The organism is Streptomyces sp. CA-146814 (genome assembly GCF_050942385.1).
GTDB lineage: Bacteria > Actinomycetota > Actinomycetes > Streptomycetales > Streptomycetaceae > Streptomyces.
In genome coordinates this window covers 5,496,067-5,508,791 of record NZ_CP192068.1, presented here as the reverse complement: position 1 = coordinate 5,508,791, position 12,725 = coordinate 5,496,067, and the positions used below count along the sequence as shown (strand labels likewise).

General features: G+C 72.6%; 12 protein-coding genes. 10 read left to right on the top strand and 2 right to left on the bottom strand.

Annotation, left to right across the window (positions count from 1 at the left end; genetic code table 11):
• Positions 1–19 precede the first annotated feature (19 nt).
• Positions 20–502: a MarR family winged helix-turn-helix transcriptional regulator gene (locus ACQP09_RS24835; protein WP_432149744.1), complete on the bottom strand. Its 483-nt coding sequence runs from the start codon at positions 500–502 to the stop codon at positions 20–22.
• Between the two features lie 218 nt (positions 503–720).
• Between ACQP09_RS24835 and ACQP09_RS24830 the strand changes: the two genes are divergently transcribed.
• Positions 721–1,569, top strand: a complete 849-nt coding sequence (locus ACQP09_RS24830; protein WP_433403234.1) for a lysozyme — start codon at positions 721–723, stop codon at positions 1,567–1,569.
• Between the two features lie 168 nt (positions 1,570–1,737).
• Positions 1,738–2,490, top strand: coding sequence for a polysaccharide deacetylase family protein (locus ACQP09_RS24825; protein ID WP_433406755.1), 753 nt, complete (start codon positions 1,738–1,740; stop codon positions 2,488–2,490).
• A 300-nt stretch (positions 2,491–2,790) separates the two neighbouring features.
• Here the strand turns inward: ACQP09_RS24825 and lon are convergent, their stop codons facing one another.
• Positions 2,791–5,208, bottom strand: coding sequence for an endopeptidase La (lon, locus tag ACQP09_RS24820; protein ID WP_433403231.1), 2,418 nt, complete (start codon positions 5,206–5,208; stop codon positions 2,791–2,793).
• 234 nt (positions 5,209–5,442) lie between these two features.
• On the opposite strand from lon, the gene ACQP09_RS24815 reads away from it, so the two are divergent.
• The 8 genes from ACQP09_RS24815 to ACQP09_RS24780 all read left to right on the top strand — a co-directional run bounded on the left by ACQP09_RS24815 (position 5,443) and on the right by ACQP09_RS24780 (position 12,548).
• Positions 5,443–6,051 carry an RNA polymerase sigma factor gene (locus tag ACQP09_RS24815; RefSeq protein WP_433403228.1) on the top strand — a complete coding sequence of 203 codons (609 nt, stop codon included), beginning with the start codon at positions 5,443–5,445 and terminating at the stop codon, positions 6,049–6,051.
• On the top strand, positions 6,048–7,025 hold the full coding sequence (locus tag ACQP09_RS24810; protein WP_433403226.1) for a zf-HC2 domain-containing protein: 978 nt from the start codon (positions 6,048–6,050) through the stop codon (positions 7,023–7,025). Before ACQP09_RS24815 ends, ACQP09_RS24810 begins: the two co-directional genes overlap by 4 nt.
• On the top strand, positions 7,022–7,789 hold the full coding sequence (locus tag ACQP09_RS24805) for an ABC transporter ATP-binding protein (RefSeq protein WP_433403223.1): 768 nt from the start codon (positions 7,022–7,024) through the stop codon (positions 7,787–7,789). Before ACQP09_RS24810 ends, ACQP09_RS24805 begins: the two co-directional genes overlap by 4 nt.
• Positions 7,786–9,105 (top strand): hypothetical protein, encoded by a 1,320-nt coding sequence (locus ACQP09_RS24800; RefSeq protein ID WP_433403221.1) that lies wholly within the window; start codon positions 7,786–7,788, stop codon positions 9,103–9,105. Before ACQP09_RS24805 ends, ACQP09_RS24800 begins: the two co-directional genes overlap by 4 nt.
• Positions 9,102–9,722, top strand: a complete 621-nt coding sequence (locus tag ACQP09_RS24795) for a hypothetical protein (protein WP_433403219.1) — start codon at positions 9,102–9,104, stop codon at positions 9,720–9,722. The genes ACQP09_RS24800 and ACQP09_RS24795 overlap by 4 nt, the downstream gene beginning before the upstream one ends.
• Before the next feature lie 60 nt (positions 9,723–9,782).
• Positions 9,783–10,490: a spermidine synthase gene (locus ACQP09_RS24790; protein WP_433403216.1), complete on the top strand. Its 708-nt coding sequence runs from the start codon at positions 9,783–9,785 to the stop codon at positions 10,488–10,490.
• Positions 10,491–10,737: 247 nt separating this feature from the next.
• Positions 10,738–11,475, top strand: a complete 738-nt coding sequence (locus ACQP09_RS24785) for a response regulator transcription factor (RefSeq protein WP_018509977.1) — start codon at positions 10,738–10,740, stop codon at positions 11,473–11,475.
• Positions 11,472–12,548 carry a HAMP domain-containing sensor histidine kinase gene (locus ACQP09_RS24780; RefSeq protein ID WP_433403213.1) on the top strand — a complete coding sequence of 359 codons (1,077 nt, stop codon included), beginning with the start codon at positions 11,472–11,474 and terminating at the stop codon, positions 12,546–12,548. The genes ACQP09_RS24785 and ACQP09_RS24780 overlap by 4 nt, the downstream gene beginning before the upstream one ends.
• The last annotated feature ends 177 nt before the right edge of the window (positions 12,549–12,725 follow it).

Below are 12,725 nucleotides of genomic sequence, written 5' to 3'. Positions count from 1 at the left end.
CCGGCCCCCGGACGGGCCGTCACTCCTCCGCGCGGCTGTTCAGCTGGTGCAGCAGCCGGGCCAGTTCGGCCACCTCGGCCCGGTCCCAGGCGGCCAGCTTGCGGACGTACTGCCCGCGCCGGGCGTCGCGGACGCTGCGGAAGCGGGCGAGGCCCTCGTCGGTCAGCCGGACGAGCCAGGCGCGGCCGTCCGCCGGATCGGGTTCGCGGGCGACCAGCCCGAGGTTCTCCAGCGCCCGCAGCTGACGGCTCATGGTGGCCTTGCCGACGCCGAAGTAGGCGGCCAGCTCGGTGGCCCGCTGTCGGCCGGCCGACTCCAGGCGGACGAGCAAGCCGTAGGCGGCGGGCTCCAGTTCGGGGTGGACCTCGCGGGCCATCTCGCCGGAGCTGGCCCGCGCGCGACGCAGGAAGACCGCCAGCTCACGTTCCAGCGCCAGGAATTCGTGGTCCACACCAGTTCCGGCAGTCGCGCCCGGCTCCCGCGCGCTCTCGCTCCCGTGCACGTCAGCACCCCTCGTACGGTTTCCTGCCGATGAAAGTTTCTGCCGCGGCCGGTCAACGCCGCAGCTCGGCCAGTATTTCGCAGGCGTAGACCAACGGCGGCGGCCAGGCCCTCTTCCGTACGCCGGGTCTACGTGCGTAGCGTCGTTGCCGGACCATACGTATGACATGAGCACGCCACGACTGTGGACACCCGTCACCCCACCCCGGAGGCACACCCATGCCCCTGCACCGCCACAGATCCGGCCCCTCCCGCCGCTCGCGCCTCACCGTCGGCGGCGCCCTCTTAGCCGCGCTCGCCCTCCTCCTGACCCTGCCGGGCGCCGCCACCGCGGCCGACGCCGACAGCGCCACCGCGCCACCCGCCCGCGGCACCGCCAGGATGGGCCAGGGCGTCATCGAGCACGACGGCCAGGGCGGGCTGCCCCGCGACCCCCGGGTCGTCCAGACCGAGGGCGTGGACGTCAGCAGCCACCAGGGCAACGTGGCCTGGCAGACCCTGTGGAACAGCGGGGTGAAGTGGGCCTACGTGAAAGCCACCGAGGGGACGTACTACAAGAACCCCTACTTCCCGCAGCAGTACAACGGCTCCTACAACGTCGGCATGATCCGCGGCGCGTACCATTTCGCCACCCCGAACACCGCGAGCGGCGCCGCGCAGGCCAACTTCTTCGTGGACAACGGCGGCGGCTGGTCCCGGGACGGCCGGACCCTGCCCGGCGTGCTCGACATCGAGTGGAACCCGTACGGCGCCCAGTGCTACGGCCTCAGCCAGGCCGGAATGGTCAACTGGATCCGGGACTTCACGAACACCTACCGGGCCCGCACCGGCCGGGACGCGGTCATCTACACCGCGACCAGCTGGTGGAAGGACTGCACCGGCAACAACGCGAGCTTCGGCGCCACCAACCCGCTCTGGGTGGCCCGGTACAACACGACGGTCGGCGAGCTGCCGGCCGGCTGGCCCGTCCACACGATGTGGCAGTACACCTCGACCGGCCCGATCGTCGGCGACCACAACCGCTTCAACGGCGCGCTCGACCGCGTCCAAGCGCTGGCCAACGGCTGACCCCCGCCCGAGCCCACCCCGGTGACGTCACCGCAGGTCACCGGGGTTTCGCGCTGCCCTGCACCCCACTATGCACTCGATGTATACGCGCTATGTATAGTCCTCGGCGTACCGCACACCTGTGCGGAGATTTCCGCGCAGAGGAGTGGCGTGCCCGTGTCCAACAAGATGACCCTGCTCGGGGGCGGGTTGGCCGCCGCCCTCGTGACGACGCTCACACTGGCCCTCAGCGGATGCTCGATGGAGACGACGGCTCCGGGCTCGGCGCGGCAGGACGCGGCGTCCGACGCCAAGGGCACTTTCGGCCGGGCGGACTGCCGTAAGGCGAAGTGCATCGCGCTCACGTTCGACGCCGGGCCGGGTAAGGACACCCCGAAGCTGCTGGACATCCTGAAGGAGAAGAAGGTCCACGCGACCTTCTTCCTGCTCGGCGAGCACCACGTCCTCAAGCACCCGGAGACCGTGCGGCGCATCCAGGACGAGGGCCACGAGGTGGCCAACCACACCTGGACGCACAAGATCCTCACCGACCAGGAGCCGGACGAGATACGGGCCGAGCTGGAGAAGACCCAGGTGGCGATCGAGAAGGTGACGGGGAAGAAGCCCCGGCTGATGCGCCCGCCGCAGGGCCGCACCGACGACAAGGTCTCCGAGATCAGCAAGGAGCTGGGGCTCTCGCAGGTGCTGTGGAGCGCCACCGCGAAGGACTACTCGACCAACGACTCCGCGCTGATCGAGAAGCGGATCCTGGACCAGGCGGGCAGGGACGGCATCATCCTGCTCCACGACATATACAAGGGCACTGTGCCCGCCGTGCCGGGGATCATCGACGCGCTCCAGAAGGACGGCTACACCTTCGTGACCGTCCCGGAGCTGATGGCCCCGGCGGTGCCGGAGCCGGGCACCATCTACCGTCCCTGAGGGCTCCCGGGAAAAGCGGAACGGCCCGCTCCCGTTGACTCGGGAAGCGGGCCGTCCGTACCGGCCGTGCACCTGGGGCCTCTCGTTCGGATCAGGCCGGATCAGGGAGCGGGGTCCGGTGCGTGCAGCTGCAAGGCGGAGGAGGGAGTCGACGCAGTGGGGTCTCCCCTGCTCGAGCTCGTCCGAGAGCTCGGGGAAGTCGGCGACCGACGACAACGCCGCAGATGTGCGTGCCGGGGCACGCGAGCCCGGCCTGATCCGAACGAGAGGCCCTGTGCCACGCCCGTCACTGCGTGGCGGTCAGGCCGCGGCCGGGATCCTTTCCGCCGGGGCCGAGGCCGGGGCGAGGGCGATCTCCAGGACCTGGCGGACGTCGGTGACCGGGTGGACGTCCAGCTTCTCCAGCACCTCGGCCGGGACGTCGTCCAGGTCGGCCTCGTTGCGCTGCGGGATCACCACGGTGGTGATGCCCGCACGGTGGGCTGCCAGCAGCTTCTGCTTCAGGCCGCCGATCGGCAGGACGCGCCCGGTCAGCGAGACCTCACCGGTCATCGCCACATCCGTACGGACGAGGCGTCCGGAGAGCAGCGAGGCCAGCGCGGTCGTGAGCGTGATGCCCGCGCTCGGGCCGTCCTTCGGCACCGCACCGGCCGGGAAGTGGATGTGCACACCCCGGTCCTTGAGGTCCGCGACCGGCAGCTCCAGCTCCGCGCCGTGCGACCGCAGGAAGCTCAGCGCGATCTGCGCCGACTCCTTCATGACGTCGCCGAGCTGACCGGTCAGGGTCAGTCCGGACGCGCCGGTCTCGGGGTCCGCGAGCGACGCCTCGACGAAGAGGACGTCACCGCCCGCGCCGGTCACCGCGAGCCCGGTGGCCACACCCGGCACCGCGGTGCGCCGCTCGGCCGGGTCCTGAGCGGACTCGGGCACGTGGTGCGGGCGCCCGATGAGACCGCGCAGGTCCGCGTCGGTCACCGTGAACGGCAGCTCGCGGTCGCCCAGTTCGTGCTGGGCCGCGACCTTGCGGAGCAGCCGGGCGACGGCCCGCTCCAGATTCCGTACGCCGGCTTCGCGGGTGTACTCGCCGGCCAGCTTGCGCAGCGCCGACTCCTCCAGGGCGACCTCGTCCTTCTCCAGGCCCGCTCGCTCCAGCTGGCGCGGAAGCAGGTGGTCCCGGGCGATGACGACCTTCTCGTCCTCGGTGTAGCCGTCGAGCCGGACCAGCTCCATGCGGTCGAGCAGCGCCTCCGGGATGGATTCGAGGACGTTGGCGGTGGCGAGGAAGACGACGTCGCTGAGGTCGAGTTCGACCTCCAGGTAGTGGTCGCGGAACGTGTGGTTCTGGGCCGGGTCGAGGACTTCGAGGAGGGCTGCGGCCGGGTCGCCCCGGAAGTCGGAGCCGACCTTGTCGATCTCGTCGAGCAGGACGACCGGGTTCATCGAACCGGCCTCCTTGATCGCCCGCACGATGCGTCCGGGAAGAGCACCCACGTACGTACGCCGGTGGCCCCGGATCTCCGCCTCGTCCCGGACACCGCCGAGCGCGACCCGGACGAACTCACGGCCCATGGCGTGCGCGACGGACTCCCCGAGCGAGGTCTTGCCGACACCGGGCGGACCGACGAGCGCGAGCACGGCACCGCCACGCCGCCCGCCGACCACACCGAGCCCCCGGTCGGCACGCCGCTTGCGCACCGCGAGGTACTCGGTGATCCGCTCCTTCACATCGGCGAGACCGGCGTGCTCGGCGTCCAGGACGGCCCGGGCGCCACGGATGTCGTAGGCGTCCTCGGTGCGCTCGTTCCACGGCAGTTCGAGGACGGTGTCCAGCCAGGTGCGGATCCACGAGCCCTCGGGCGACTGGTCACTGGACCGCTCCAGCTTCTCGACCTCCTTGAGCGCGGCCGTCCGGACGTGCTCGGGCAGATCGGCGGCCTCGACGCGGGCCCGGTAGTCGTCGGACTCGTCCTCCGGGTCGCCGTTGAGCTCGGAGAGCTCCTTGCGTACGGCGTCCAGCTGGCGGCGCAGCAGGAACTCGCGCTGCTGCTTGTCCACGCCCTCCTGGACGTCCTTGGCGATGGACTCGGCGACATCCTGCTCGGCGAGGTGCTCGCCCAGCCACTGGATGGCGAGCTTCAGCCGCGCGACGGGGTCCACGGTCTCCAGGAGCTGGACCTTCTGCGCGGTGGTCAGGAACGGGGAGTATCCGGAGTTGTCGGCGAGCGCCGAGATGTCCTCGATCTGCTGGACCCGGTCCACGACCTGCCAGGCGCCGCGCTTCTTCAGCCAGCTGGTGGCGAGCGCCTTGTACTCCTTGGCCAGCTCGGCGGCCGAACCCGGCAGCGGCTCGGGCACGACGACATCGATCACGGTGCCCTCGACCCAGAGCGCCCGCCCCGGCCCACTGGTCCCGGCCCCGATCCGGACCCGGTCCCGCGCCCGGATGAGCGCCCCCGGGTCACCGTCGCTCAGACGTCCGACCTGCTCGACGGTCCCGAGGACACCGGTCCCCGTGTACGTCCCGTCGATCCGCGGGACCAGCAGCACCTCGGGCTTCCCGCCACCGGGACGGGCGGCGGCCTGCGCGGCCTCGACGGCGGCGCGCACCTCGGTGTCGGACAGGTCCAGCGGCACCACCATGCCGGGCAGGACGACCTCGTCGTCGAGCGGCAGCACGGGCAGGTCGATCGGTGTGAACGCCTTGGACTCGGTAGTCATGATCTCCCCTTCGGCAGGCAAGTTGAGCTATGTGGACTCAATGCTTGTGAGCCGCCGAATGTTCCCCGGGTGCTGTTCGCTGTGAGCGATCAGGGCCCGGAGGCCTGGTGAGCGCTCTGTCCACGGGAGCGTCGGACGCGGAACGGCTATTCCCCGGGCCGCTCTCCCCGCTGGGTGAACCTCCCCGGTGAACCTCGGTGAACCGGATACGGTCCGGCGGGCGATAGGGAGGGTGTGAGGCTGTTGCGCCCTGCGGGGGGAGACCGGGATGACGGTACGGAGACGGAGAGCGACGACGCGGCATTGGTGCGCGCCGTGGCACATGGCGACGCGGAGGCGCTCGGCGCGCTCTACGACCGGCATGCGGGCTGGCTGCACGCCCGGCTCGCCCGGCGGTGCGGGGACGCGGAGACCGTGCGCGAAGTCCTCCAGGACACGTTCGTGACCGTCTGGCGCTCGGCCGGCTCGCACCGGGGCGCGCAGGTCGGCGGGTGGCTGTGGGTGATCGCCTCGCGCCGGCTCGTCGACGCCCTGCGGGCGGGCGCCCGCGCCGACCGGGCACCGAGCGCGGTGCCGGAGGCCGTCGCCCCCTCCGCCGAGGACCGGGTGCTGGCGGGCCTGGAGTACGGGGACGTGGGCACCGCGCTGGCCGGGATCTCACCGGAGCTGCGCGAGGTCCTGCGCGCCACGGTCGTGGACGGCCTGTCGACAAGGGAGGCGGCCGCGCTGCTCGGCATTCCCGAAGGCACGGTGAAGACCCGCGCGATGCGGGCCCGGCGCGAGCTGCGGGCCGCGCTGGAACGGCTGGCGCCGGACGGCGAAGCGCTGGGAGGTACGGCATGAGGCGGCAGGGTTCCGGTCCGGGGCCGGACTGGCACGTGGGCGGGGAGCTGGCCGCGCGGTACGCCGCCGGTACGGCTGCCGAGAGCGATGCCTGGTCCCTGGAGAAGCATGTCGAGGCGTGCGGTGCCTGCGCGGCCGTGGTGTCGTCGGCGGTCCGGGCGGTGGCGGAGACCGGGGCGGTGCTGGCCGGCATCCGGGCGGCGGTGCTGGAGCGGGCTGTCCAGGAGCCCCGGGAGAGCGTCGGCTCCCGGGCGTACGCCGACACCACCACCGGCACCAGCACCAGCACCAGCACCAGCACCAGCGGCGTGACAGGCGCGGGGACCACGGGGGTGCCCCCGCGTCTGTCACGGGCCGCACGGGTCGTGTGGGCCGCCGGGCCCGCCCTGCGGGGGGCCTGGCTGGTGGCGCTCGTCTTCGTCGCCCTCGGGGCCGTCGCCCTGTCGTACGGGGCCGGGCTCGGGGCCTCGGTGCGGCCGTTGCTGCTGGTGACGGCGCCGGTGCTGCCGCTCGCCGGGGTCGCCCTGTCGTACGGTCGCCACGCCGATCCGCTGTACGAGATCGCCACCGCGACCCCGTCCGGCGGGCTGCGGCTGCTGCTGACCCGGGCCGCCGCCGTCCTCACGGTGAGCGTCCCGGCGCTGACCCTGGCCGGGGCGGTGCTGCCGGTCGCGGCGGGCGGACCGGGGGCGGCCGCCTGGCTGCTGCCGGGGCTGGCGCTGACGCTCGCGGCGCTCGCGCTGGGCAGTTTCGTCGGCAGCCGCCGGGGGGCGGCTGCCGTCGGCGGAGCCTGGCTGGCCTTCGTCGTCGCTCCTGCCGCCGCCACCGGACCGGCCGGTGCGGCGCTGATGGCGGGAGCCGCCCCGTACTTCGCCGGATCCTCCGTGCAAGGCGGCTGGGCCGCCGGGGCCGTGGCGTGCGCGCTGCTGCTCGCCGCCCGCCGCCGCTCCTTCGACCATCTGGAGACACCGTGAGCGCCAAGGTCGCCGGCCTGACCGTCCGGCACCGCAGGAAGACCGCCCTGGACACCGTGGACCTGGACTTCGCACCAGGTGTGCACGGGCTGCTCGGGCCCAACGGGGCGGGCAAGACCTCCCTCATCCGGGTGCTGGCCACGGTCTCGCCCCCGGACGCCGGGCAGGTGGAGCTGCTCGGCCGGGAGGTCGGCCGGGGAGGAGATCACCGCGAGCGGGCCTCCGTACGGCGCCGGCTCGGCTATCTGCCGCAGGAGTTCGGCTACTACCCGGGGTTCACGGTCCGCGAGTTCGTCGGGTACGTGGCCTGGCTCAAGGAGATGGACGGGGCAGGGGTCGCGGCGGCGGTCGAGCGGGCCGTGGAACGGGTCGGGCTCGGCGAGCGGATCGACGCCAAGGTGAAGACCCTCTCCGGCGGCATGGTGCGGCGGGTCGGCATCGCCCAGGCGATCGTCAACGAACCCGCGCTCCTGCTGCTCGACGAGCCGACCGCCGGTCTCGACCCGGAGCAGCGCGTCGAGTTCCGGGCGCTGCTGCGGGAGCTGGGCCGGACCTCCACGGTGATCGTCTCCACGCATCTGGTCGAGGACGTCGCCGCGGCCTGCACCGAGGTGACCCTGATCGAGGCGGGCCGGATCGCCTACCGGGGCACCACCGCCGACCTGATCGAGTTGGGCGACACGGCGGACGGGCTCGGCGGCAACCCGATCGAACGCGGCTACACCACCGCCCTGCGCACACACCGTACGGCGGTGAGGGCGTGACGGCCACGTCGACCCCGCCCGGGTCCGTCGCCCCGCGCCGCGTCCGCCCTCCGGCGCGTGCCGCGTTCCGGGCCGAGTTGCGGCGCGGGATCGCCCCCTGGACCGCTCCGGCCGTCGCCCTGACCATCGGCGTGCCGATGATCAGCAAGGCCCCTCAGTGGCAGGGCGGTTGGGGCGATACGCAGGAGGTGCTGCACACGTGCGCCACGCTGCTCGCCGGGCCGCTGGTCGCGGCCGCCGGGTGCTGGCAGGGCGGCCGTGAGCACCGGCGTAGAACCACCGCCCTCTGGCTCTCGGTGCCGCGTGGCCGTCCTGCCCAGGTGGTGATGGCGGCGCTGCCGGTGGCGGTGTGGGCGGTCGTCGGCCATCTGGTGGCCGTGGTGGGGGTGCTGGCCGCGACCTGGCCGTATGCCGGGGCAGGCCGGCCTTCGGTGGGCATGGTGGTCATCGATACCTGGTTCCTGGTGTGTGCCGCGTTCGCCGGGTTCGTGGTGGGGCGCGTGTGGCGGTGGCGGCTGGCCGCGCCGGTGCTCGCTGCGGCCACGTACCTCGTCCTCGGCATCCCCTCGTACTCCGCATCCGACCTCCGCTTCCTGAACCCGGCCGAGCAGTACTACCTCTCCGACCGGGTGCCGGTGGCGTGGTTCGTGCCGGTGATGGTCCTCTGGACCGGCGCTCCGGTGCTCGCCCTGGTCACCGCGTACGCCGTCCGGCGCCGGTTCCTCGCGCTCGTCCCCCTGGTGGCCGCCGCCCTCGTCGCGCCCGCGATCGTGAGCAGCGGTGAGGACCTGTTTCGGGAGGACCCGGTGGCGCGACGGCTGATCTGTACGGAGTCGGTGCCGCAGGTCTGCGTGAGCGGGCTGGACGGACCGCTGCTGTCCCAGGTGTCCGACGCGCTGGCCGGGCCGCTCTCCCGCCTGGACGGGGTTCCGGGGGCTCCGCGGAGGTACGTCCACGTCCCCGAGGGCGGCCCGGCCCCGGCCGGCGCCTCCGTACTGCCCCACCACACCCGAGGCTGGACCGTGGTGCGCGGCAGACTCCCCGATCCCGCCGACTACGCCCACCAGACGGCCCGGCACCTCGCCGACCGCGACTGCCCCCTGGCCGTGATCATGGCCGAGGACCGCACCACCGTGCGCATGTGGGAGACCGACGACGCCGTGGCGCGGTGGCTGGCCCCCCTGGCCGGCCCCGGCCTGGACACGCCCTACCTGAACCGGCTCACGGCCATGGGCGACGCCGAGCGCCGGGTCTGGCTCGGCCGCTATCTGGCCACCCGCACCAGCTGCGACCCGAAGGAGGTGCCGACGCTGTGACGACCGTACGGCTTGGGCTGCCCGTCCTCTATCTGCGCTCCCGCGCCCTCCCGGCGACCCTGGCCGCGCTGGCAGCCGTCGCCGTGCTCGCCGCGTGGGCGGCGGACTGGCTGCAGGACCGGCCGGAGTTCGACCACACCGCACGCCTCCCGGTCCTCGCGCTCGCCCCGCTGCTCGCCGCCGCCGCGATCGGCACCGGGTTCCTCTCGCACACCGAGGAGCTGGACCGCACGGCCGTACGCCGCTGGTGGCCCCGGCGGCTGACGCACCTTCTGGCTCTCACCGCGCTCGCAGCCGGGGCCCTGGCCCTGGCCGTCCCCGGTCATCCGGAGCAGTTCGGCGCCCCGGCGATGGTCCGCAACGTGGTGGGCGCGACGGGGGTGACGGTGGCGGCGGCCGCGCTCCTGGGCGCCCGGGCGAGCTGGCTGCCGATGACGGTGTACGGAGGCGCGGTCTATCTGGCGGCGCCCCGGACACCGGGCGGGGCGGCGGCGTACTGGGCGTGGCCGATGCAGCCGGGGCCGGAGGTGGCCGCCTGGGCGGTGGCCGGGACGGCGTACGTGGTGGGGGCGGCGCTCCTGGCGCTGCGCGGCCCGCACCCGAACCGCGATCACTGACGGGGGTGACCCCCTGGAATTCAGGCGCGAACAGGGGGCGGCCTTCTTAGAATCCGGTCCATGGAGCCCGACATCCAGACCTACACCTGCGCCATGATTCCCCCCGCCCCGATCACCCTGGACCGCCGCGAAGGCCCCTTCGGCGAGGTCGTCCTGCGGGAGCGCGGGAAGCACTTCGAGATCATCGCCAACGGGTGCTTCCTGATGGACACCTCCGACGGGCGCTCCGAGCGGCTGCTGGTCGACGCCGCTCTCGGCTCGCTGCCCGTCGGGCGGACCGGGCCGTCGGTGCTGATCGGCGGGCTCGGGGTGGGCTTCTCGCTGGTGCGGGCCGCCGAGGAGGCGCGGTGGGGACGGATCGTGGTGGTGGAGCGGGAGCAGGCGATCGTCGACTGGCACCGGCGCGGGCCGCTGGGGCGGATCTCCGGGGCGGCGCTGGCCGATCCGCGGACCGAGGTCCTCCACGCGGATCTGGTGGCCCACCTCCGTACCGCCACGGAGCGTTACGACGCCCTCTGCCTGGACATCGACAACGGGCCCGACTGGACCGTCACCGAGGACAACGGCAGCCTCTACTCCCCCGCCGGGCTGGCCCGCTGCCGTGACCGGCTGAACCCGGGCGGTGTGCTGGCCGTCTGGTCCGCGCAGCCGTCCCCGGCCTTCGAGGAGGCGTTACGGAATGCCGGGTTCAGCGGGGTTAGGACCGAAGAAGTGCCTGTTGCCCGAGGTGTGCCGGACGTGGTCCATCTCGCATCGCGGAGTCTCTGAACACTCCGCGAACCCCCCTCCCGGTATGTACGGGTCCGGTGGGAGACGGGGCAACCTTCACAAGGCCGACGATCCGCCACCCTGCCCGGACCCCTCTCGCGCCTCCGGGACAACACCCTGCGTAGCCGGGAGCCCTCCGCTGCCTTTACGCTGCTGACCGGCACATACGGATCACCCACGAAATCCACGAGCGAAGACCGTGCCTCGCAGGGGTTCGTCCCGCGCGAGAACGGGCAGGGGCGGGGCGATGGAACAGACACACACCACCCACAACGGCGTCGCGGCCACCCCAGGGGCTCAACGCCGGGTGCTGGTGGTAGAGGACGACGCCACGATCGTCGATGCCATTGCCGCCCGGCTGCGAGCGGAGGGCTTTCTGGTGCAGACCGCGCTGGACGGGCCCGCGGCCGTGGACGCGGCCGAGGCCTGGCAGCCCGATCTGATGGTGCTCGACATCATGCTTCCGGGCTTCGACGGCCTGGAGGTCTGCCGCCGGGTGCAGGCGACGCGCCCGGTGCCGGTGCTGATGCTCACCGCGCGCGACGACGAGACCGACATGCTGGTCGGGCTCGGGGTCGGCGCCGACGACTACATGACCAAGCCGTTCTCCATGCGGGAGCTGGCCGCCCGGGTGCACGTCCTGCTGCGGCGGGTGGAGCGGGCCGCGCTGGCCGCCGTCACGCCGCGCAGCGGCATACTGCGCCTCGGCGAGCTGGAGATCGACCACGCGCAGCGCCGGGTGCGGGTGCGGGCCGAGGACGTCCACCTCACGCCGACCGAGTTCGACCTGCTGGTCTGCCTGGCCAACACCCCGCGCGCCGTCCTCTCGCGTGAGCAGCTGCTGGCCGAGGTCTGGGACTGGGCGGACGCCTCGGGCACCCGTACGGTCGACAGCCACATCAAGGCGCTGCGCCGGAAGATCGGCGCCGAGCGGATCCGTACGGTGCACGGCGTCGGTTACGCCCTGGAGACCCCGGCCCCATGACCCGGCCAGGGTCGGGGATGCGGCCCTTCTCCATCAAGGCCAAGCTCGGCACGCTGGTCGTGGTCTCGGTGTTCATCACCACCGGGCTGCTGATCGTGGCCCTGCGGACCCGGACCGAGTTCCAGTTCATCACCGTGTTCTCGGTGATCGCGACGCTGCTGATCACGCAGTTCGTGGCGCACGGCCTGACCGCGCCGCTGGACGAGATGCGGGCCGTGGCCCGGTCGATCTCGCACGGCGACTACACACGCCGGGTGAGCGGCGCCGGGCGGCGGGACGAGCTGGGCGACCTGGCGCAGACGATCAACCGCATGGCGGACGACCTGGAGGCGGAGGACCGGCACCGCAAAGAGCTGGTCGCCAATGTGTCGCACGAGCTGCGCACGCCGATCGCGGCGCTGCGGGCCGTGCTGGAGAACGTGGTGGACGGGGTCTCGGCCGCCGATCCCGAGACGATGCGTACGGCGCTGAAACAGACGGAGCGGCTCGGCCGGCTGGTGGAGACGCTGCTGGACCTGTCCCGGCTGGACAACGGTGTGGTGGCGCTCAAGGCACGCCGTTTCGAGGTCTGGCCGTATCTTTCGGGCGTACTGAAAGAAGCCAATCTCGCCGCGTCCCAGCGCCATCTCTCGTCGGGGTCGGGCAACCACTCCCGTACGGATGTCCATCTCCATCTGGACGTCTCGCCCCCGGAGCTCACCGCGCACGCGGACGCCGAGCGGCTGCACCAGGTGGTGGCCAACCTCATCGACAACGCCGTCAAGCACAGTCCGCCGCACGGCCGCGTGACGGTCCTGGCCCGACGCGGGGCCTACCCGGAGTCGCTGGAGCTGGAGGTCGTGGACGAGGGCCCGGGCATCCCGGAGGCGGAGCGCCACCGGGTCTTCGAGCGGTTCAACCGAGGCCAGGCGCTCTCACCGCACGGTCCCGGCAGCGACGGCGGTACGGGACTGGGCCTCGCGATCGCCCGCTGGGCGGTGGATCTGCACGGCGGCCGGATCGGCGTGGCCGAATCCGCTCGGGGCTGCCGCATCCAGGTCACCCTCCCAGGGATGGCCGAGCGACGCGGTTGACGATGCGGTTGACATAGGGTTCGAAGCGGAAGGACGCGTTCATCCGCGTCCTGAGGGAAGGGGATCCTGTACAGGATCTCTACGGGATACGGTCTTGGGACCGTATCCACGGTCCTGCGTACCCGAAGTGCAGTGGAACCTCGCTTGTTTCCCGCCATTTCCTGCGCCGAAACCCGC

Excerpts from the sequence above, each read along its gene's own strand:
- lon (WP_433403231.1), bottom strand. The coding sequence starts at position 5,208 with ATGACTACCGAGTCCAAGGCGTTCACACCGATCGACCTGCCCGTGCTG.
- ACQP09_RS24785 (WP_018509977.1), top strand. The coding sequence starts at position 10,738 with ATGGAACAGACACACACCACCCACAACGGCGTCGCGGCCACCCCAGGG.
- ACQP09_RS24825 (WP_433406755.1), top strand. The coding sequence starts at position 1,738 with ATGACCCTGCTCGGGGGCGGGTTGGCCGCCGCCCTCGTGACGACGCTC.
- ACQP09_RS24810 (WP_433403226.1), top strand. The coding sequence starts at position 6,048 with ATGAGGCGGCAGGGTTCCGGTCCGGGGCCGGACTGGCACGTGGGCGGG.
- ACQP09_RS24790 (WP_433403216.1), top strand. The coding sequence starts at position 9,783 with ATGGAGCCCGACATCCAGACCTACACCTGCGCCATGATTCCCCCCGCC.
- ACQP09_RS24780 (WP_433403213.1), top strand. The coding sequence starts at position 11,472 with ATGACCCGGCCAGGGTCGGGGATGCGGCCCTTCTCCATCAAGGCCAAG.
- ACQP09_RS24830 (WP_433403234.1), top strand. The coding sequence starts at position 721 with ATGCCCCTGCACCGCCACAGATCCGGCCCCTCCCGCCGCTCGCGCCTC.